The organism is Nocardioides pacificus (assembly GCF_054775955.1).
Window position 1 is genome coordinate 1,135,866 of record NZ_BAAHCI010000005.1, and the last position, 19,997, is coordinate 1,155,862.

The window sequence follows — 19,997 nt, forward strand, 5'->3', positions numbered from 1 at the left end:
CGCACACCGGTCGAAATGCGCCGAAGGTAAGGCTTGCCTTATAGGATGCATCGGTGTCCCTGACCCTGCCCACCCCCGAGACGGTCATCCCCGAGACGACCGCCCCGGCGAGCGCCCCGGCGACCTTGGGGGTGCCCTTCGTCGCCGCCCTCGCGTCGTACGGCGAGCGGCCGGCGCTGGTCACCGCCACGGGCACGCTCAGCTATGCGGAGCTGGCCGGCCGGGTGGACGACTTCGCGGTGCGGCTGGGCACGACCCGCCGCCTGGTGCTGGTGGGCGGCGGCAACCACGTCGACGCGATCGTGGCCTACCTGGGAGCGCTGGCGGGCCGGCACCCGGTGCTCCTGGTCCCGGGAGGCCTGGGCGACGAGGCCGCCCGCGCCGCGCTCACCGAGGCCTACGACCCCGACGTGCTCGCCGTCGACGGCGAGCTCGTCGAGCGCCGCGCCGGCACCGCCCACGAGCTCCACCCGGACCTGGCGCTGCTGCTGTCGACCTCGGGGAGCACGGGCTCGCCCAAGCTGGTCCGGCTCAGCGCCGACAACCTGCAGGCCAACGCCGCGGCGATCGCGAGCTACCTCGCCATCCGCGACGGCGACCTCGCGGCGACCACGCTGCCGATGCACTACTGCTACGGGCTCTCGGTCATCAACAGCCACCTGCTGAGCGGCGCCGGTCTGCTGCTGACCTCGCTGTCGGTGGTCGACCGCTGCTTCTGGGACCTCTTCCGGGCGCAGGGCGCCACGACGTTCGCGGGTGTGCCCTACACCTTCGACCTGCTCGACCGCGTCGACTTCGCGGCCATGAAGCTGCCGAGCCTGCGCTACGTCACCCAGGCCGGCGGCCGGATGGCGCCCGCGCAGGTCGAGCGCTACGCCCGGCTGGGGCAGCGCTGCGGCTTCGACCTGTTCGTGATGTACGGCCAGACCGAGGCGACCGCCCGGATGGCCTACCTCCCGCCCGACCTGGCCCTCGAGCACCCGGGCGCGATCGGCGTGCCGGTGCCGGGCGGCTCGTTCCGGCTGGAGCGCTTCGCAGGAGCTCCCGACGGAGCCGGCGAGCTCGTCTTCCGCGGCGACAACGTGATGCTGGGCTACGCCGAGCGCCCCGGCGACCTCGCCCTCGGCCGGGTCGTCACCGAGCTGCGGACCGGGGACGTCGCCCGGCTCGACGACCAGGGGCTGCTCGAGATCGTCGGCCGGCGCAGTCGCTTCGCGAAGGTGCTGGGGCTGCGCATCGACCTGGAGCGCGCCGAGCGGGCGCTCGCGGCGGCCGGCCTCACGGCGTACTGCGCGGACGGCGACGGCGCCCTCGTCGTCGCGCTCGAGGGCGACGACCAGGACGCCCGGACCGATGCCGTGCTCCGCGTGGCCCGCCGCGACCTCGGCCTGCCGCCCGGCGCGGTCCGCATCCGGCCGGTCGAGGAGGTGCCACGGCTCGCGACGGGCAAGCCCGACTATCGCGCGATCGCGGCGCTGGCCGCCCCGGTCACCACGAGCGCGCCCGCCTCGCTGGAGGCGCTCTACGCCGAGATCCTCGGCTGCCCGCAGGTCGGGCCGGGCGACTCCTTCGTCTCCCTGGGCGGCGACTCGCTGTCCTACGTCGAGATGTCGATCCGCCTCGAGGAGGCGCTCGGCCACCTGCCCGCCGGCTGGCACCTGACCCCGATCGGCGAGCTGACCCCCGCCACCGGCCGCGCGCGGCGGGGCCGGACCGTCGAGACCAACGTGCTGCTGCGGGCGCTCGCGATCCTCGCCATCGTCGGCACCCACGGCAACCTCTTCGTCCTCACCGGCGGCGCCCACCTGCTGCTCGGGCTGGCCGGCTTCAACTTCGCCCGCTTCCAGCTGACCGACGCCCCCCGCGTCCAGCGCGTACGACGCGTGCTCGCGAGCGCGGCCCGGGTCGCCGTGCCGTCGGTGCTCTGGATCGGCGGGGCGACGCTGCTCACCTCGGCCTACCCGTGGCAGACCGTGACCCTCCTCAACGCGGTGGCCGGGCCCCGGTCCTGGTCGGAGCCGGAGTGGCACTACTGGTTCGTGGAGGCGTTGGTCTACACGCTGGCCGCGCTGGCCGCCCTGCTCGCCGTACCCGCCGTGCACCGCCTGGAGCGGCGATGGCCGTTCTGGCTGCCGGTCGCCGTCAGCGTGGTCGCGCTGCTCAGCCGCTATGACGTCGTGGTGCTGCGCGGGGGCGACGAGATCCACCGCGCCCACGTCCTGCTGTGGCTCTTCGCGCTGGGCTGGGCCGGTGCCCAGGCCAGCACGACCGTGCACCGCGCGGTCGTCTCGGGGCTGCTGGTCGTGACCGTCCCGGGCTTCTTCGGGGATCCGGCGCGCGAGGCGGTGGTCGTCGCCGGGCTGCTGCTGGTGCTCTGGCTGCCGAGCGTGCGGGTGCCGGCGCCGGTGGCCCGTGCCGCGGGGGTGCTGGCGTCGGCGTCGCTCTACATCTACCTGTCGCACTGGCAGGTCTACCCGCACCTCGAGGACAGCTACCCGCTGGCCGCGCTCCTGGTGTCGCTGGCCGTCGGCATCGCGCTGTCGCAGGCCGTGGCCTACGCCGGACCGCGCCTCACGTCCGGGCGGCTGCCGGCGGCTCGGTCACGGCGCGCTCGCCGCTGAGCAGCACCGGGACGATCCCGGGCACGACGCTCACCGCGACCGGTGTGCCGACCGGGTGACGCACGGAGTGCTGCTGCCACGAGCGCAGCGTGCGCCCGGACGCGAGACGGACCGTGTGCAGCACGAACGCGCCGTGATACTCCACCGCGACGACCGTCGCCTTCGACTGCGGGTCGGGCGTCAGCGCCACTTCGTGCGGGCGCAGCACCACCTCGACGTCGAGGTCGGTGCCGCCCCAGCCCGGGACGGTCGAGACGACGCCGATCTCGCAGGTGAGCAGGGCGTCGTGGACGTGGGCGGGCAGATAGTCGGCCTCACCCATGAACGACGCGACGAAGCGCGAGCTCGGCGACTCGAAGACCTGCTGCGGGGTGGCGGCCTGCTCGATCACGCCGTCGCGCATCACCACGACCCGGTCGCCCATCGACAGCGCCTCGGTCTGGTCGTGGGTGACGACGATCGCGGTGCTGCCGGTCTCGCGCAGCACCGCCAGGGTGTCCGCGCGCACCCGGGCGCGCAGGTTCTCGTCGAGGCTGGAGAACGGCTCGTCGAGCAGTACGACGGCGGGCCGGGGCGCGAGGGCCCGGGCCAGGGCGACGCGCTGCTGCTCGCCGCCGGAGAGCTCGTGGGGGTAGCGCGCGGTGACGTGGGGCAGGCCCACCATCTCGAGGACCTCGGCGACGCGGGCGCGGCGCTGGTCGCGGGGGAGCCGGTCCAGGCCGAAGGCGACGTTGCGGGTGACGTCGAGGTGGGGGAAGAGGGCGTGGTCCTGGAAGACCAGGCCGACGCGGCGGTGCTCGGGCTGCTGCCAGGTCCGGCCCTCGGCGACGGTGGTGCCGGCGATCGCGATGCGCCCGGAGTCGGGGCGCTCGAGCCCGGCCACCAGACGCAGCATCGTCGACTTGCCGCAGCCCGAGGGGCCGATCACGGTGATCACCTCGCCGGTCGTCACCTCCAGGGACAGCGAGCGCGCGGCGGGCACCGCGCCGTACGCCTTGGTGACGTCGTCGAGCACGAGAGCGGCAGTCATCAGCCCACCTTGGAGTTGAGGTCGACGAGCTTGACCTGACGGAAGAGGAAGAAGACGGGGACGACCGCGACCGCGACGATCACCAGCGCGGGGAGGGCGGCCTCGGCCCAGAAGTTCTCGGAGGCGAGCTCATAGACCCAGACCGAGACGGTGGTGAAGCCGAACGGGCGCAGCAGCAGCACCAGCGGCAGCTCCTTGACGGCGTCGATCAGCACCAGCACGAGCGCGACCGCGACGCCGGGGCGCACGAGCGGGAGGTGGACGCGCCACAGCACCCGGCGCGGGGCGGCGCCGAGGCTCATCGCGGAGAGCGTCATCGTCGGCGAGATCCGGGCGAAGCTGGCGTCGACGGCCTGGTAGGCCGGCGCCGTGAACCGCACGACGTAGGAGTAGAGGATGCCCACGACCGACCCGGTGGCGAGCAGACCGGTGCCGTTCTCGACACCGACGGCGACCAGCATCCGGTCGGCGCCGGCGAAGACCAGCAGCACGCCGATGCCGACGACCGCGCCGGGCACGGCATAGCCGAACGTCGTGAGCTGGGCCGCGGTGCGCACGACGCGGCCGCCGCCCAGGCGCAGGGCGTGGCCCATGCCGAGGGAGAGCAGCACGCAGGCGGCTGCGGTGATCGCGGCGACCACGAGGCTGTTGACGAGGTAGTCGGCGAAGCGGGAGTCGAGCACGGTGCCGGGGTCGTCGCGCAGCACCTCCGCGGCCCACAGGACCAGGCGCAGCACCGGCAGCCCGAAGCCCATCGCGAGGATGCTCGACGCCGCGGCGGTGGCCCCCCACGCCTTGGCGCCTGTCAGCCGACGTGACTCGAGGCCCTTCCCGCGCCCGCCGCGCTGGTGATAGCGGGCGCCGCCGCGCAGCAGCCGCTCGGCGGCCAGCACCGCGACCGCGAAGAGCAGCACGAGCACCGCGAGCTGGGTGGCGGCGTGGACCTGATAGCTGCCCTTCCAGACGAGGTAGACACCGACGGAGACCGTGCGGACGTTGAAGTACTGCACGGTGGCGAAGTCGGTGAGCGTCTCCATCATCACCAGCGCGAGTCCGGCGGCCAGCGCGGGGCGGGCCAGCGGCAGCAGCACCTTGCGGAAGGCGCGGGCCCGTGAGGCGCCGAGCGTGCGCGCCGCGTCGTACGTCGAGGGGGCCTGCTCGAGGAGAGCGGCGCGGGCCAGCAGGTAGACGTAGGGGTAGAGCGTCAGCGACAGCACGAGGATCGCCACCGGCAGCGAGCGCACCTCGGGGAACCAGACGTCGTCACCGAAGACCGAGCGCAGCCCCGTCTGCACGGGGCCGGCGTAGTCGAAGGTGGAGAGCAGCACGAAGCCGAGCACGTACGCCGGCATCGCCAGCGGCAGCACCAGCAGCCAGGTGAGCGCGTCGCGCAGCGGGAAGCGGTAGGCGGTGACCAGCCAGGCCAGCCCGCCGCCGAGGACGAGCGTGCCGAGCGCGACGCCGAGCAGCAGCAGCAGCGTGGTGACGACCATCTCGCCCACGCCGCGCGGCAGGTCGGGTGAGCCGGCCTGGGCGAGCCCGTCGCCGGCGACCGCCAGCACCGGGCTGGCGACGACCAGCGCGACCAGCAGGATGAGCAGGGACCAGCCGGGGCGCCCGTTCCCGAGGAGTCCGGCCCCGATGGGACGGGGCAGCCGTCGCCGGCGCTCCTGCCTCACCGGGGTGGACGCAGGTGTCACCGGTAGCCGGCCTCGTCCAGCAGCTCGATCGCGTCGGCGTTCAGCGAGCCGTAGGCGGCCGCGTCGACGGGCATCCGCTCGAAGGCGCCGAAGCTCGCGACCAGCGGCTCGGGCTCGACGTCGGGGTTGACCGGCAGCTCGTGGTTGGCGTCGACGAACGCGCTCTGGCCGTCGGCGGCCAGCCACTCGAGCAGCTTCTGCGCGTCCGCCGGGTTGTCGGAGGCCTCGAGCACGCCGGCGCCGGAGATGTTGACGTGCGTGCCCGCGCCCTCCTGGCTGGCCCAGTAGGGCTTGACGTTGTAGTCGGGGTTCTCGTCGAGCTGGCGCGCCAGGTAGTAGTGGTTGGTGATGCCGACGTCGCAGCCGCCCGCGTCGATCGCGTCGAGGAGCTCGATGTCGTTGCTCATCACGTCGACGTCGTTGGCGACCCAGCTCTCGACGATCTCGAGCGCCTTCTCGCGCCCGTGCAGGTCGATCAGGCTCGCGACCAGCGACTGGGTGTAGGAGGCGGTCTCGTCGCGCATGCAGATCCGGCCCTTCCACAACGGGTCGCCCAGGCCGGCGTAGGTGTCCTCCGCGTCGAGCTCGGCCGGGTCCACCGCGTCGGGGTTGTACATCACCGTGCGCGCGCGCATCGCCAGGCCGAACCAGCGGCCCTCGGGGTCCCGCAGGTCCTCGGGCACCGACTCCTCCAGCGCCGCCGAGTCCAGCGCCTGCAGCTGGTCCTGCTCCGCGGCGTTCCACAGGTTGCCGGCGTCGACGGTCATGAAGATGTCGGCGGGGGTCTTGTCGCCCTCGGCCTTGAGCCGCTCGAGCAGCTCGGCGTCGTCGCCGTAGAGGAACTCCACGCTCAGCCCGGTCTCGTCGGTGAACTCCTCGAAGGCCTTCTCGAGGTCGTAGTGGCGCGCGGAGTAGACCTGCAGGTCGGCCTCCTCCTCCGAGCCGAAGACGCCACACCCGGAGGTGAGCAGGGCGAGGGCAGCCAAAGGTGAGGCAGCCAGGGCGAGCAGCGGGCGACGCATGGGGCTCCTTCGGGGGACGATCAGCTGAGGGAAGGCTAACCTCTCGTCCGACTTCGGGCGTGGTCGCGTCCGGTGCTCGTCCGCCGGGGAAGGGTCGTCGTGTGCCCGAGGACGCGGTGGAGCGCGCCCTCAGGCACACGACCGGGACGCTTGCGCGATGGTGTGGCTGCGTTCATGTGCGCGTCGCCGGGCGGGCCTAGCCTCCGGGCGTGCTGAGCCGTGCGTCCGCAGTCCTTGCCGCCCGTGGACCGGTGAGGCCGCTGACGGCGCCGGCCTGGCTCCTCGCCGTGGCCGCCGTGGCCGCCGTGGCCGTCGTGGCCGCCGTGATCGGTACGGCGGTCGAGGCGCAGCGCGGCTTCACCGACCTCGCCGTCTATCGCTTCGGCGGGAGTGAGGCCCTCGCCGGCCTGGGCGGGTGGATCGGGTGGGGACCAGGCGCCGGCCCGGGGCTGTACGTCGGAGCGGACCCGGCCACCGGGCTGCCGTTCACCTATCCGCCGTTCGCCGCGCTGCTGATGGTGGGCGTCGCCCTCCTGCCCGCCGTCGTCGCCGCGGGGCTGTGGGCGGCGGCGAGCGTCCTCGCCCTGGCCGGGGTGGTCCGCCTCTTCCTCGCGGAGGGCGCGCCGCGACCGCCGCGCGGGGCGGCCGTGCTCACCCTCACCGTGGCGATGCTGCTCCTCGAGCCGGTGTGGTCGGGGCTCTCCTTCGGGCAGGTCAACCTGTTCCTCGCGCTCGCGATCAGCCTCGACCTGCTGCGTCCGGACCGGCGCTGGGCCGGCGTCCTGGTGGGGGTCGCGGCGGGCATCAAGCTGACCCCGCTGGTCTTCGTGGTGCTGCTGGTCCTCGTCGGCCGGCGTGCCGCAGCGGGCCGGGCGGTCGCGGCCTTCGCGGGGACGGTGGTGATCGGGTTCGCCCTGCTGCCGAGCGCCGCCACGTCGTACTGGACGGACGTGCTGTGGGACCCCGGCCGGGTCGGGGGCGTGGCCTATGCCGGCAACCAGTCGCTGCTCGGCGCGTTGACCCGGCTGCTGGGGCACGAGCCGGCGACCTTGCTGTGGCTCGCCGTGGCCGGGCTGGTCAGCGTGGCGGTGCTGCTGGTCGCGGCCGCGTGGTGGCGGCGTGGACGGCGCGACCTCGGCGTGCTGCTGGGCGCCGCCTCGATGCTGCTGGCCTCACCGGTGTCGTGGAGCCACCACTGGGTCTGGGCGGCTCCGGCATTGATCGTGCTGTGGCGCAGGGCGAGCGCGACGGTCCCGGCCCTCGCGGCCGCGATCGCGGTCACGCTGGTGGCCACCTCGGCCTGCATCTGGTGGCCGCCCCACCGCTCGGACCAGGAGCTCGCGTGGTCCTGGCCCGAGCAGGTCGTCGGCAACGCCTATGTCTGGACGGCGCTCCTGCTCGCGACGTATGCCGCCGTCAGGCTGGCCCCACGGCGTGACCGAAGTACGCCGCCTCCACGTCGGCCCGCCGCGCCCGCAGGTCGTCGGCCGGCCCGCTGAGCGCCAGCCGTCCGTGGTGCAGCACCGCGGCGTGGTCGGCGATAGCCAGCGCCAGGTCGATGTGCTGCTCGACCAGCACCACCGCGACCCCCAGGTCGTCGGCCAGCGAGCGGATCGTGGGCAGCAGCCCCTGCATCGCGATCGGCGCCAACCCCAGGCTCATCTCGTCGATGAGCAGCACCTTTGGCTTCGCGAGGATCGCCTTGGCGAGCGCCAGCATCTGCTGCTCGCCGCCGGAGAGCAGGCCGCAGCGCCGACCCATCAGCGTGCGCAGCTTGGGGAACCGGTCGAGGGTCTCGTCGAGGTCCGCGCCGCCGCGGCGCACCGCGAGCCGCAGGTTCTCGCGCACGGTCAGCCGGTGGAACACGCCCCGGTCGTCGGGCAGCAGCACGACCCCGCGCCGGGTGTTGCGCTCCACCCGCCGGCTCACCGGCTCGCCGAGCGCGGTGACGGTGCCGGCCAGCGGGGCCAGCAGACCCACGGCCGCCAGCAGGGTCGTGGTCTTGCCGGCGCCGTTGGGCCCGAGCAGCGCGAGCACGCTGCCCGCTGCGACGCTCAGGTCGAGGTCGCGGACGGCCGGTACGCCGTTGTAGCCGGCACTGAGCCCCCGAATCACCATGGCAGGGCTCGCCAGGGCAGGGCTCGCGAGGGCGGGACTCCCGAGGGCGGGACTCTCCGGGGCGGCGCTCATGGGGCCACGCCCGACCCGAGGTACGCCGCGATGACGGCCTCGTCGCGTCGTACGACGTCGGGCGGGCCGGAGGCGATGATCCTCCCGAAGTCCATCACGTAGACCCGGTCGCAGGTGTCGAGCACCAGCGCCATGTCGTGGTCGATGAGCAGCGCTCCGACGCCGCCTTCGACGACCCGGCGCAGCTCGCGGCCGAACTCCAGGCTCTCGTGGCTGTCGAGGCCGGCGGCCGGCTCGTCGAGGAGGACGACGCGGGTGCCGCCCACCAGCGCCCGGGCCACGCCGACCAGCTTCTGCCGGCCCAGCGTGAGCTCGTCGGGGCGCACGTCGGCGACCGCGGTCAGCCCGAGCAGCTCGAGCGTCTCGCCGACGTGGGCCACCCGCGGGGGCGTGCGGCGCACGACGTCGGCGAGCATCGTCCGCAGCCCCGGGCGCTGGACGGCGACGGCGAGGTTGTCGGCGACGGTGAGGTCGAGGAAGAGCTCGCCGGCCTGCCAGGTGCGGGCCAGGCCGGCGCGGCGCCGCCGGTGGGGGCTGCGGCCGTCGATCCGGTGCCCGCCGAGGATCACCTCTCCGGTGGAGGGGGTGAAGCCGGTGACCGCGTCGACGAACGTCGTCTTGCCCGCGCCGTTGGGGCCGATCAGCCCGACGATCTCGCCGGCGTGCACGTCGATCGAGACGTGGTCGTTGGCGACCACGCCTCCGTAGTGGACGCTCAGGTCCGTGGTGGTGAGCAGCGGCTCGGTCATCGGGTCCCTCTCAGGGCGGGGGCGGCGTCCGGGGTCGTCACGCGCGGCTCGGCGACCGGCGCGGCCGGCGTCGGCGGTTCGTGGCCGGGCGGTCCGTGCCGGCCCCGCGCCGCGGCGTACGCGTGATGGACGGTGCCGGCGATCCCCGCCGGGTTGAGCACGGCGGTGACGAGCAGCCCGAGCGCTGCGATCAGGTGGTAGTAGTGGCCGAGGTCGACGGTCTGGTTGAGGAACGTGTAGAGCACCCCGAGCGGGGCGATCAGCCCGGCGATGATCGCGCCGCTGATGTGGGTGATGCCGCCGACGTAGGTCATCGCGAGCAGCGAGAGCCCGATCAGCACGCTGAACGACGCGACCGAGAGCTGGCTGCGGCTGTAGCCGATCAGGCAGCCGCCGACCCCGGCGAGGAAGGCCGAGAGCGCGAAGCCGAGCAGCTTGGTGGCGGCGACGTCGATGCCGGCCGAGGCGGCGGCCCGCTCGTTGGAGCGTACGGCGAGGAAGGCGCGGCCCGAGGCGCCGGCCATCAGCCGCGCGACCACGATCATCGACGTCGCGACGACGGCGATCACCATCAGCGAGAACGGCACGGTGGTCAGCGTGGTGCCGCTGCGCACGGACAGGTCGATGCCGAACAGGCTGGGGTCCTCGATCAGGTTGCCCTCGAACGGCGTGAAGGCGGGGTTGCTGAAGACGAAGCTCTGGATCGCGATCGCCGCGGCCAGCGTGACCACCGCGAGCTGGGCCCCGCGGATGCGCAGCGCCGGGATCCCGACGAGCACGCCGAGGAAGGTCGCGGCGAGCGCGGAGATCAGGATCGAGAACGGGAACGGCACGCCCAGGTCGGTGGTGACCTTGGAGAGCGCGAACCCGGCCGCGCCGGCGAACGCCATCGACGCCAGCGAGATCTGGCCGAGGTAGCCGGTGAGCAGCACCAGCGAGAGCGCGATCAGCGCCATGATCGCCGAGGTGACCACGCCGAAGCGCCAGGTGCCCGAGGTGAGCAGCACCGCCGCGACGGCCGCCGCGATCGTGACCGCCACCGGGACCGGCCGCAGCCGGGGCGCGGTCACCGCGGGCATCCGGACCTCGCCGAGGGAGCCGCGCGAGGGGATCTTCCCGCCGAGCACGAAGAGGGCCACGATCACCACCACGAAGGGCACGGCGTCACCGAAGCCGGCCTGGGCCCAGTCGGGCCACCACGACTTCGAGGTCAGCCACAGCAGCACGGTCTGGAACGAGCCCAGCCCCAGGCCGGCGACGCAGGCGACGCCGATCGAGGTGAGCCGCCCGAGCAGTGCGGCCGCCAGCGCGGGGATGACATAGAAGGTGTAGCTGACCGGGTCGAGCCCGATCGTGGGCGCCGCGAGGACGGTGACCAGGGCCGTGGCGGCCCCGGTCATCGCCCACACGGCCGCCGCGAGCCGGTCGGGCGCGAAGCCGGTGAGTCGCGCGGCCCGCTCGTCCTCGGCGCCCGCCCGGGTGGCGACCCCCGCACGGGTGAAGCGGAACCACGCCCACATCGCCAGGGCCACGCCGCCCGCGACGGCGGCGAGGACCAGGTTGCTGACGCTGATGAGCGCGCCCCCGACGTCCACGGTCGCGTCGCTCAGGACCGGGCGGACGAAGGTGTTGACGGTGTCGAAGCGGAGGGTGACCAGCGCCTGCAGGAAGACCATCAGCCCCACCGAGGCCACCACCTGGGACAGGATCGGCGCCCGGCGCAGCGGCCGGAACACCAGCAGGTGGGCCAGCAGGCACCACACCACGGCGTACCCCACCCCGATCAGGATGGCGGGCCACATCTGCAGCGGCCCTCCCGGGGTCAGCGCGATCGAGCCCACCGGCAGCACCAGCACGCCGTCGGTGCGCAGGGCCGCGACGACCCAGACCGACCAGAGGGCGACGGCGCCCTGGGCGAAGTTGATGATGCCGGTGGCGGCGTAGACCGCGACCAGGGACGACGCCAGCACGGCGTACACCGCCCCGGTCGACAGCCCCAGCGAGGCGAACAGCAGGAACTGGTCCATGGTCAGCTGGCGCCGGGGATGTTGGCCATGACCTCGGGCAGCGGCGTGATGAAGTCACCCGTGGCCGGTTCGATCGTGCCGTCGTCCTGCACCGAGAAGAGCAGCATCTCGGTGGTGCAGTTGGGCGAGGTCTTCGAGCCGCAGGTGACCTCGGGCCCGAGGAACGTCGGGAAGTCCGTGAGCCCCTTGAGGGTGTCGAGCACGACGGTGCCGGTCAGCTCCTTCTCCGACTCGCCCACCTCGGCGAGCGCCTTCGCGAAGTTCACGAACAGCGCGAACTCGCCGAAGGCGTAGTAGCCCGCCTGGCCGCCGTGCTCCTCGATCGCGTTGCTCGCGATGGCGAGCTCCGCCTGGACCTCCTCGGGTGCGTACGACGCGGCGTCGGGCAGCCAGTTGGACGAGTACGCCGCCCCGCCGGCCGCGTCGTCGGGCGCGGTCTCGATGTGGTCGGTGCAGGCGGCCGTGAAGATCGTGCCCTGGTAGCCGAGCTGGCGCAGGCTCTGGACGAGCTGGGTGCAGGTGGCCTCGTTGGGCGAGGCGATCAGCCCGCCGACGTCGGGGTTGGTCGACACGATCGTCGAGGCGATCGCGGAGAAGTTGGGGTTGGTGGGGGAGTAGTAGAGCCCCTTGACCTCGATGCCGAGCGCCTCGCCGACGGGCTTGAGCACCTTGTCGATGGTCTGGTGCGAGCTGGGCAGGTCGACCAGCACCAGCGTCGCGGACTCCTTGCCCTCGGCCTGGAAGGCCTGCAGCGCGCCGACCAGGAACGACGCCTGCGGGGCGGCGAAGAACACCCTGTTCTCGGCGGCGGAGCCGGTGACGGAGTCGAAGGGGATCATGCCGACGAGCGGGATCTTGGCCGAGGTGAGGGCGGGCAGTGCGGCGCTCGAGGAGGTGTTGTAGCCGTCGAGGACGGCGACCACGCCCTCCTCGACGAACGTGTTGGCGCACGCCTGTGCGGCCTCGGGGGTGGCGTCGGTGTCGCACTCGACGACCTCGATCGGGCGGCCGCCGGCGCCGCCCATCTTGGTGTTGACGTAGTCCAGCGCGGCCTCGCCGCCGGTCTGCACGCCGGGCTGGCTGTAGGCGCCCTCGGACGGGTTCAGCCAGCCCACCCGGATGGGCTCGCCGGTCGCCTCGACGGCCGGGGCCTCGCTGAACTCGGCGGCCGGCGTGGTCGAGTCGCCGGCTCCGGTGTCGGTGCTGTCCTCGGCGCAGGCGGTGATCGCCAGCAGACAGGCGGACGTGACGGCGGCGGCGCGGATGAGTCGTGTGGGGCGCATGGCTCCCTCTCCCTGGGGGTCTGGCACGGACCGCGAGGTGTGACCCGAGCCACATCGCTCCTTGGAAAGTAGCGATTGCTGAAACTGAGGTCAAGATCAGTTTTAGGGTCGACTGGTCCAGCGCCGGCCCGGATTGGATGTCCGTGCAGGATGGGGAGGTGGAGTCAGCCGAGACGGAGTCGCATCAACCGACCGACGCGAGCCAGGCGCGCCCCAAGCCGCGACGTACCCGCCAGGACGCGCGGCGCGACCGCACCCAGAAGGCGCTGGTCGCTGCGGCGCGCGTGGTGTTCGAGCGCGACGGGTTCTACAACGCCCGGCTCTCCGACATCACCGCGGAGGCCAAGGTCGCCTCGGGGACCCTCTACAACTACTACCGCTCCAAGCACGAGATCTTCCGCGACGTGATGGCCGAGGTCGTGGCGGAGATGACCGCGATCCCGCCCGACCACGTGAGCAGCCAGCAGGACCCGGTGGCGCGGCTGCAGGAGGTCAACAAGGTCTACGTCCGGGCCCACCGGCGCAACGCCCGGATGATGTCGCTGATGTATCAGGCCGGCGACGGCGACGAGCACATCCGCGAGCAGTCCGAGGAGCTGATCGCCTTCTTCCAGGACCGGGCGACCGCCGCGATCGAGAGCTGGCAGCGCGCCGGGCTGTGCGACCAGGACCTCGATCCGCGCCACACCGCGCACGCGCTGACGTTCATGGTCGAGCGGCTGGTGCTGGCGTGGGCGACCGGGCCGGTGGAGTACGACGAGGAGACGCTGCTGGCCACGGTCGACCGGATCTGGCTCAACGGGACCGGTCTGAGACGCGTTCCCGAGTAGTTCACGCGCGGGTCCCCGGCTGGTCGCCGACCGTCCCTAGCGTGCCTGCGTGCTCACTCGTGGTGTGATCGGCTCGGTCCTGGTCCTGCTCGGCGGGCTCGTGGTGTCCACGCTGCCGGAGTCCACGCCGCTGCTCGAGCTCGACGCGCTGGTGGCCACCCGCGGTGCGATGGCCGGCCGGATGGCGGGGCTCGCGGTGGTGCTGGTCGGCCTCGGGATGCTCGGGTCGGCGTGGCTCTCGCTGTGTCGGTATGCCGCGCACGCGGGCGGAGCCGCGCGCGAGGAGGCGCTGGGCGTGGTCCGGCTGGCGGCGACGGTCTGGTCGCTCCCGCTGCTCGTCGCGCCGCCGCTGTTCTCCCGCGACGGCTGGTCCTACGCCGCGCAGGGGACGATGACGGCGCTGGGCATCTCGCCGTACGAGCACGGTCCGGGGGTGATGGACGGCCCGATCGTCGAGGCGGTGGACCCGCGCTGGATGGAGACACCGGTGCCCTACGGGCCGGTCCCGCTCGGGCTCGGCGCCGCCGCAGCCCATGTCATCCAGGACCCCTGGCTGCTGGTCGTCGCCCACCGCGGGGTGGCGCTGCTCGGGCTGGTCCTGCTCGCGTGGGCGGTGCCGCGACTGGCCCGGTGGACCGGCGCCAATCCCGCGCTCGCCACGGCGATCGCGGTGACGTCGCCGCTGATGATGGCCAACGGGGTCGCCGGGCTGCACAACGACCTGCTGATGGTGGGCGTGATGGCCGCGGCGCTGGTCGTCGGCGTCGAGAACGGCTGGGCCTGGGGCGCCGTGCTCGGCGGTGTCGCGGCGGCGGTCAAGCTGCCGGGTGGCCTGGTGTGCATCGCGGTCGCGCTGGTGTCGCTGCCGGTGGGGGCGGGGCTCGTCGACCGCCTGCGTCGCCTGGTGTCCGTCGGCGCGGTCTCGGTGGGCACCCTGGTCGCCGCCGGGCTGCCCTGGCAGCTGGGGATCGGCTGGGTCAACGCGCTCGGTGTGCCGGGCACGGTCAACACGCCGCTGTCGGTGCCGACGGTGCTGGGCGGGCTCATCGACCTGTTCGCCGAGGCCGTGGGTGCCGGGCTCGCGCCGGCGACGTTCCTCGAGGTGACGCGGACCCTGGCCAGCGTGGCCTCGCTGCTGGTGGCCGGCTGGGTGGCGCTGCGCTGGCGCACCGGCTCCCCGGCCCAGGGCGTGGCCGCGATGGCGGTCGTGCTCGGCGCCGCGCTGCTGCTGTGCCCGGTCGTGCACCTGTGGTACTTCCTGTGGCTGGTGCCCTTCGTCCCCACCCTGCGCCTGTCGCGGGCCGGCACGACCGCCGTCGTCGCGGTCGCCCTGCTCACCGGCCTCGCCGCCCCGCTGGACTCGTCGCTGCACGGCGCCTACGTGGCCATCGTCTTCGGCGCGATGACCGTCGGCGCGCTCTTCGCCGCGCTCCTGCTCACCCACCCCGCCCGCGCCCGGCTGCGCCGGATTGCCGACGCCGACTGGCTGGCGGTGCGGGGGTGAGGGGTGGGAGGGGCGTCGGTTTCCCCGGTCGACCGGGGAACGCTGATGTGGGCGGCCGTAACTTCGCCCGACAACATCAGTGATTGACAGCGTGAACTACCTCTGGGGGCTCAGCAGACGCCTGCGTCACACAGACCCCGTTGGTGCCAGGGGTGTACGGCGCGTCGGGCCGGCCGCTGTCGGTTTCCCCGGTCGACCGGGGAACGCTGATGTGGGCGGCCGAAATTTCGCCCGACAACATCAGCGATTGCCCATCCAGCGCACTCCCGAACCCACGCCTCAGGCGTTCTCCTCCACCGGTACGGCGTGTGCCGCCGCGGCGTCGACGGCGAGCTGGACGCGCCCGGCCTTGCGACTGGTGAACGCCGCGAGCACGGTGCCGACGGCCATCGCCGCGATCGTCACCCCGAACGCCGCGGTGTAGCCGTGCAGGTCCGCGAGCCGCCCGGCGCTGCTCGAGCCGAGGGCATAGCCGATGCCGGTGGCGCCGGCGAGCAGCGTCATCGCGAGTCCGACGCGGCTCGGCGGCACGGTCCGCTCGCCGAGCGTGAAGACGCCGATCATGTAGGGCGCGACGCCGAAGCCGAGCAGCATGACCACGACGATCAGGCTGGCGATGGAGTCGACGAGCAGCAGCGGCAGGGACAGCACGAGCAGCGCGCTGGAGGCGATCAGGATCCGTCGCTCCTGACCGATCCGCTCGGGGACCCACACGGTGGCGAGCCCGGCGATCACGCTGCCGACGCCGAGCAGCGCGTGGATCAGCCCGGCCACGCCGGCCTGGCCGGCCTCGGACGCGAGCGCCGTCGTACCCGTCTGGGTGGCGCCGAAGAGCATGCCGATGCAGGCCTGCGAGCAGAGCAGCGCCACGAAGACGCCGGTCAGCAGGCGACCGGAGGCGGCGTGATGGACGACGCCGCCGGTGAGCCGCGAGGTCGGGTGCAGCGCGAAGGCGCAGCCGAAGACCGCGAGCAGCGCCGCGGCGGTGAGCATCGCGCCACCGGGGGAGACCGCGACGGCCGCGACGCCGACGAGGGCCGGGCCGAGCACGAACGACGCCTCGTCGGCCGCGCCCTCATAGGAGAACGCCGCGTCGATGAGCTTGCGCTGGTGGTGGCCCGAGCCCTTGGTGATGGGGCGCCAGCGGACCCGGGCGAGCGGCCCGACCTGCGGCATCACGAGCCCGGCGAGGGCCGCGGCCGCGACGAGGTAGGGCCCGTCCGCGCCCGTCGAGGTCAGCCAGACGAGCGCGGTGACGGCGGTGGCGCCGACCAGGGACTGGACGAGCACGACCGGACGCTGGCCGATCCGGTCGGCGAGCACGCCGGCGAACGGCGAGCCGAGGGCGTTGGCCACGGCGAGCGCACCGGCCGCGAGCCCGCCGGTGCCGTAGGAGCCGGTCTCGGTGGAGACCAGCAGCAGGGCGCCCAGCTGCGCCATCGCGAGCGGGAGGCGGCCGACGAAGGCGACGAAGACATAGAGGGGACCGGCGAGCTGGTAGAGGCGCCGGTAGGAGGCAAGAGGGGACACGCGTGTTCTTTCGGGTACGACGGACAAGCGCGTCGAACCCACCTCCGAGACGCGCACAAACCCTCTGCGAGGACCATGATAGTCAACGAGGGTCGCGTTCACCGCTTCCACGGCGGCCACGCGATCGGCTCGGGGGAGCTGATGAGCGAAGACACGACGTACGACGTGCGGCGGGCGCCGTCCCGCCCGGTCGCGGCCGGCCTGGTGGCGGTGCTCGCGAGCCCCCGCGTGGCCGGGGTCGTGCTGCTCTGCTCGCTGATCGCCCAGGTGGTGTGGGTGACGCTCGTCGACCGTCCGGCCTTCGTGGACCTGCACGTCTACCTCGCCGAGGGGCAGGCCGTGCGCGACGGCATCGACCTCTACGGCCCGCTGCCCGGGGTGCACGGGCTGGCGACCTACCCGCCGTTCGCGGCGATCCTCTTCGTCCCGGGCACCTATCCGCCGGTCGCGCTGGTCGAGTCGGCCTCGGTCGTCCTCAACGCAGCACTCGTGGTGCTGGCCGCGTGGCTGTCGGTGCGGCTGGTGACCGGCGGCCCCGCCCGGGCGTTCGCGGGGCCGGTCGCGCTGTTGGCCGCCGCGGCGCTGTGGGCCGAGCCGGTCCTGCAGACCAGCACCTTCGGCCAGGTCAACCTGCTCCTGCTGTGCCTGGTGCTGGCCGACCTCTGCCTGCCGGCCGGCTCACGCCTGCAGGGGGTGGGGATCGGCCTGGCGACGGCGATCAAGGTGACGCCGGCGATCTTCGTGCTCCACCTCCTGCTCATCGGCCGGATCCGGGCCGCGGTCACGGCGTGCGCCACCGGTGCCGCGACCGTGCTGGTCTCGCTCGCGGTGGCGCGGCAGGCGACGTGGGACTACTGGACCGCACACGTCTTCGATGCCGGCCGGGTCGGGCGCCCCGAGAACTCCGTCAACCAGACGCTGCGCGGCTGGCTGGTCCGCGCGACCCACACCCGCGACACCGGCGTGGTCGAGCTGCTCGTGATCGCGCTCGTGCTCGTCGCCGGCCTCGCGGTCGCGGCGCTCGCCCACCGCGAGCTCGGGACGGCGTGGGGACTGCTGGCGGCGGCCCTCACCGGGCTGGTCGTCTCCCCGATCTCCTGGAGCCACCACTGGGTCTGGTGCATCCCGGCGCTCGCGCTGTGCTGGCGCGAGTGCCGCTGGCTGGCGGTGCTCGGGGTCGCGGTGTTCTGGTCGTTCACCGTCTGGTGGGTGCCGCACGGCGACATGGTCGAGCTCGACCTGTCGCCGTGGGAGATCGCGATGTCCGGGTGGTACGTCGTGTTCGCGCTCGCGTTCCTGACCGTCGCGGCGGCGCGAGTACGGCGAACGCGAGCCGCCGGTCAGCGCGCCGGCAGCACCGTCCCCCGCACCTCGCCCAACGCGATCCGCCCACCTGAGGCTCCGGGAGCGGTGTAGCGCAGCACGACCTCGTCGCCGTCCTCCAGTGCGGTCCGCTCCTCATCACCGACGGCGAACGGCTCGCGCCAGCCCCAGCTCAGCTCGAGCAGCGAGCCCTGCTGGCCGGCGTCGGGTCCGGACACGGTGCCGGAGCCGAAGAGGTCGCCGGGCCGGGTGGAGGCGCCGTTGACGCTGAGGTGGGCGAGCATCTGGGCGGGCGACCAGTACATCGAGCGGTACGGCGGACGCGAGACGACGTGGCCGTTGATCTCCACCTCGATCGCGATGTCCAGCCCGGCCGGCCCGGCCACACGCAGGTAGTCGAGCGGCTCGGGGTCCTGACCGGGGAGGTCGGTCCACGCGGCGTCGAGCGCCTCGAGCGGGGTGACCCAGGCCGAGATGCTGGTGGCGAAGGACTTCCCGAGGAACGGGCCGAGGGGGACGTACTCCCACGCCTGGATGTCGCGCGCGGACCAGTCGTTGAGCCCGACGACGCCGAAGACGTGGTCGGCGAAGGCGCCGGTGGGGATCGACTCGCCCAGCGCCGTACCGCTCCCGAGGACGAAGCCGAGCTCGGCCTCGATGTCGAGGCGGCCGGTGGGTCCGAAGACCGGCGTGGGGTCGTTGGGCCCCTTGCACTGGCCGTGCGGGCGGACGATGTCGGTGCCGGACGGCACGACGGTGCCGGCGCGGCCGTGATAGCCGACGGGCAGGTGCTTCCAGTTGGGCAGCAGCGGCTCCTGGTCGGGGCGGAAGATTCGGCCGACGTTGGAGGCGTGCTGCTCGGAGGCGTAGAAGTCGACGTAGTCGCCGACCGCGAACGGCATCCGCAGGCCCACCTCGCCGAGCGGCACCAGGTGCGGCTCGGCGGCGTCGCGCCCGGCCTCCTCGCCGAGCAGCGTGGCCAGCCAGCGGCGTACGGCGCTCCAGGTGGGCCGCCCGGCGGCGAGGAACGGATTGAGCGTGTCCGCCTCGAAGAGGTGCGTCGCCTCCGGCAGGTCGGTCGCGGCGGCCGGTGCTAGGTCTAGCACGTGGTCGCCGATCCGGACGCCGACCCGCGCCATCTCGCCGGACCGCGCGAACACGCCGTACGGCAGGTTGTCGACGTCCCACAGCGACCCGGCCGCGCCGGGGACCCAGCTGCTCATGCGTCCTCCTCGGTGAGCAGGCCCGGTGCAAGAAGACCCAGCGTGCGCAGGTCGGCGAGCGGCTCGTCGACGCTGCACGAGCCGAAGGAGGTGAACCAGCGGCGGGTCCGCAGCATCGCGTCGTCGCCGTGGCCGTGCCAGCGCTCGAGGAGCGCGGCGGGGTCGCGCTCGTCGAGCAGTGCCACGACCTCGTCGCGGGAGTCGCCGTCGAAGGTGCTGCGGGTGGCGAGCAGCAGGTTGAGGAAGCCGTGGCGGGTGAGGCCGTCGTGCTCGTCGGTGTGGCGTACGGCGCGGTGCAGGCCGGCGGTGCACTTGAAGGTGACCTCGCGGTCGAGGGCGGCGTCGACCCAGGCGGCGAGTGTCGCGCTGGAGGGGATCTGGTCGGCCTCGGTGCCGCCGGTGCGCAGCTTGAGGGCCAGCTCGGCGCCGGCGACCTCGTCGGCGGCGGCCAGCCAGGAGGGGCGCGGGTCCTCGGCGGGCAGCTCGACGTAGACAGGGGTGTCCTCCTGGAGCAGACCTTCGTCGCGGGCGGCGTCGACCGCGGCGAGCACCCGACGGGCGTTGCCGGCGAGGTCGTCGAGGTCGCGCAGCGCGATCTCCAGTCCAGCGGCAGTGGCGGGGCTGCGCTGGAGCTGGCGCAGCGCGCCGGGGATGGCGCCGGCGCCGCCGGTGACCACGACCGAGACGGGCACGGGGACGATCACGTCGCTCAGCTGCACGTCGCGGGCGACGAACGACCGCACCAGTCGGGACTCCGGCCGGCCCTCGCGCGCGACGTACGCCGCGAGGGCATCGGACAGGGGCGCGTCACCGGGTGGGAAGACCGCGGCGTCGTCCACGAGGGCCTGCAGTGACGGAGGCCACGCGGCGGGCCACTCGGCGGAATGGGCAGTGGTGGAGTCGGGTGGCGTTGACACGAGAGCTACTCTAACCACGAAGCACATACCGAACGAGAGTGTTCGTTA

15 protein-coding genes are annotated in these 19,997 nt (G+C 73.4%); 5 read left to right on the forward strand and 10 right to left on the reverse strand.

Going from position 1 to position 19,997, the window contains the following annotated elements; translation table 11 throughout:
• Positions 1–53: 53 nt before the first annotated feature.
• On the forward strand, positions 54–2,621 hold the full coding sequence (locus ACYU7L_RS08030) for a non-ribosomal peptide synthetase (protein ID WP_460794835.1): 2,568 nt from the start codon (positions 54–56) through the stop codon (positions 2,619–2,621).
• Here the strand turns inward: ACYU7L_RS08030 and ACYU7L_RS08035 are convergent.
• The 3 genes from ACYU7L_RS08035 to ACYU7L_RS08045 are packed head-to-tail and all read right to left on the reverse strand — an operon-like array spanning position 2,572 to position 6,373.
• On the reverse strand, positions 2,572–3,651 hold the full coding sequence (locus ACYU7L_RS08035; RefSeq protein ID WP_460794837.1) for an ABC transporter ATP-binding protein: 1,080 nt from the start codon (positions 3,649–3,651) through the stop codon (positions 2,572–2,574). The genes ACYU7L_RS08030 and ACYU7L_RS08035 overlap by 50 nt on opposite strands.
• A complete protein-coding gene (locus ACYU7L_RS08040; RefSeq protein ID WP_460794839.1) occupies positions 3,651–5,330 on the reverse strand; it encodes an ABC transporter permease in 1,680 nt (559 codons plus the stop codon). The genes ACYU7L_RS08035 and ACYU7L_RS08040 overlap by 1 nt, the downstream gene beginning before the upstream one ends.
• A gap of 17 nt (positions 5,331–5,347) precedes the next feature.
• Positions 5,348–6,373: an extracellular solute-binding protein gene (locus ACYU7L_RS08045; RefSeq protein ID WP_460794841.1), complete on the reverse strand. Its 1,026-nt coding sequence runs from the start codon at positions 6,371–6,373 to the stop codon at positions 5,348–5,350.
• 209 nt (positions 6,374–6,582) lie between these two features.
• Between ACYU7L_RS08045 and ACYU7L_RS08050 the strand changes: the two genes are divergently transcribed.
• Complete coding sequence (locus tag ACYU7L_RS08050; RefSeq protein ID WP_460794843.1) at positions 6,583–7,872, forward strand: glycosyltransferase 87 family protein; 1,290 nt, start codon at positions 6,583–6,585, stop codon at positions 7,870–7,872.
• Here the strand turns inward: ACYU7L_RS08050 and ACYU7L_RS08055 are convergent.
• Genes ACYU7L_RS08055 through ACYU7L_RS08070 form a run of 4 tightly spaced genes read right to left on the reverse strand, consistent with a single transcriptional unit; the run spans position 7,790 to position 12,622 of the window.
• Positions 7,790–8,563, reverse strand: a complete 774-nt coding sequence (locus ACYU7L_RS08055; protein WP_460794845.1) for an ABC transporter ATP-binding protein — start codon at positions 8,561–8,563, stop codon at positions 7,790–7,792. The genes ACYU7L_RS08050 and ACYU7L_RS08055 overlap by 83 nt on opposite strands.
• Positions 8,560–9,312 carry an ABC transporter ATP-binding protein gene (locus tag ACYU7L_RS08060; RefSeq protein ID WP_460794847.1) on the reverse strand — a complete coding sequence of 251 codons (753 nt, stop codon included), beginning with the start codon at positions 9,310–9,312 and terminating at the stop codon, positions 8,560–8,562. The genes ACYU7L_RS08055 and ACYU7L_RS08060 overlap by 4 nt, the downstream gene beginning before the upstream one ends.
• The gene (locus ACYU7L_RS08065; RefSeq protein ID WP_460794849.1) at positions 9,309–11,339 is read right to left on the reverse strand and encodes an ABC transporter permease; all 2,031 of its coding nucleotides are present in this window, start codon (positions 11,337–11,339) and stop codon (positions 9,309–9,311) included. Before ACYU7L_RS08065 ends, ACYU7L_RS08060 begins: the two co-directional genes overlap by 4 nt.
• Before the next feature lie 2 nt (positions 11,340–11,341).
• A complete protein-coding gene (locus tag ACYU7L_RS08070) occupies positions 11,342–12,622 on the reverse strand; it encodes an ABC transporter substrate-binding protein (protein WP_460794851.1) in 1,281 nt (426 codons plus the stop codon).
• Between the two features lie 158 nt (positions 12,623–12,780).
• On the opposite strand from ACYU7L_RS08070, the gene ACYU7L_RS08075 reads away from it, so the two are divergent.
• Both ACYU7L_RS08075 and mptB read left to right on the forward strand, forming a co-directional pair.
• Positions 12,781–13,452, forward strand: a complete 672-nt coding sequence (locus ACYU7L_RS08075; protein ID WP_460794853.1) for a TetR/AcrR family transcriptional regulator — start codon at positions 12,781–12,783, stop codon at positions 13,450–13,452.
• Positions 13,453–13,501: 49 nt separating this feature from the next.
• The gene (gene mptB / locus ACYU7L_RS08080; RefSeq protein ID WP_460794855.1) at positions 13,502–14,956 is read left to right on the forward strand and encodes a polyprenol phosphomannose-dependent alpha 1,6 mannosyltransferase MptB; all 1,455 of its coding nucleotides are present in this window, start codon (positions 13,502–13,504) and stop codon (positions 14,954–14,956) included.
• Between the two features lie 279 nt (positions 14,957–15,235).
• On the opposite strand, the gene ACYU7L_RS08085 is transcribed toward mptB, so the two are convergent.
• Complete coding sequence (locus tag ACYU7L_RS08085; protein ID WP_460794857.1) at positions 15,236–16,486, reverse strand: MFS transporter; 1,251 nt, start codon at positions 16,484–16,486, stop codon at positions 15,236–15,238.
• 75 nt (positions 16,487–16,561) lie between these two features.
• Between ACYU7L_RS08085 and ACYU7L_RS08090 the strand changes: the two genes are divergently transcribed.
• Positions 16,562–17,902 carry a glycosyltransferase 87 family protein gene (locus ACYU7L_RS08090; protein ID WP_460794859.1) on the forward strand — a complete coding sequence of 447 codons (1,341 nt, stop codon included), beginning with the start codon at positions 16,562–16,564 and terminating at the stop codon, positions 17,900–17,902.
• On the opposite strand, the gene fahA is transcribed toward ACYU7L_RS08090, so the two are convergent.
• Together fahA and ACYU7L_RS08100 are read right to left on the reverse strand one after the other, a co-directional pair.
• Positions 17,827–19,032, reverse strand: a complete 1,206-nt coding sequence (gene fahA, locus ACYU7L_RS08095) for a fumarylacetoacetase (RefSeq protein ID WP_460794861.1) — start codon at positions 19,030–19,032, stop codon at positions 17,827–17,829. The two genes, ACYU7L_RS08090 and fahA, sit on opposite strands and share 76 nt — an antisense overlap.
• A complete protein-coding gene (locus ACYU7L_RS08100; RefSeq protein ID WP_460794863.1) occupies positions 19,029–19,949 on the reverse strand; it encodes a hypothetical protein in 921 nt (306 codons plus the stop codon). The genes fahA and ACYU7L_RS08100 overlap by 4 nt, the downstream gene beginning before the upstream one ends.
• Positions 19,950–19,997 lie beyond the last annotated feature (48 nt).

What these genes read in the sequence shown, in the direction of transcription:
- fahA (WP_460794861.1), bottom strand. Translation starts at nt 19,032, where the DNA reads ATGAGCAGCTGGGTCCCCGGCGCGGCCGGGTCGCTGTGGGACGTCGAC.
- ACYU7L_RS08055 (WP_460794845.1), bottom strand. Translation starts at nt 8,563, where the DNA reads ATGAGCGCCGCCCCGGAGAGTCCCGCCCTCGGGAGTCCCGCCCTCGCG.
- ACYU7L_RS08090 (WP_460794859.1), top strand. Translation starts at nt 16,562, where the DNA reads ATGATAGTCAACGAGGGTCGCGTTCACCGCTTCCACGGCGGCCACGCG.
- ACYU7L_RS08060 (WP_460794847.1), bottom strand. Translation starts at nt 9,312, where the DNA reads ATGACCGAGCCGCTGCTCACCACCACGGACCTGAGCGTCCACTACGGA.
- ACYU7L_RS08065 (WP_460794849.1), bottom strand. Translation starts at nt 11,339, where the DNA reads ATGGACCAGTTCCTGCTGTTCGCCTCGCTGGGGCTGTCGACCGGGGCG.
- ACYU7L_RS08035 (WP_460794837.1), bottom strand. Translation starts at nt 3,651, where the DNA reads ATGACTGCCGCTCTCGTGCTCGACGACGTCACCAAGGCGTACGGCGCG.
- ACYU7L_RS08045 (WP_460794841.1), bottom strand. Translation starts at nt 6,373, where the DNA reads ATGCGTCGCCCGCTGCTCGCCCTGGCTGCCTCACCTTTGGCTGCCCTC.
- ACYU7L_RS08070 (WP_460794851.1), bottom strand. Translation starts at nt 12,622, where the DNA reads ATGCGCCCCACACGACTCATCCGCGCCGCCGCCGTCACGTCCGCCTGT.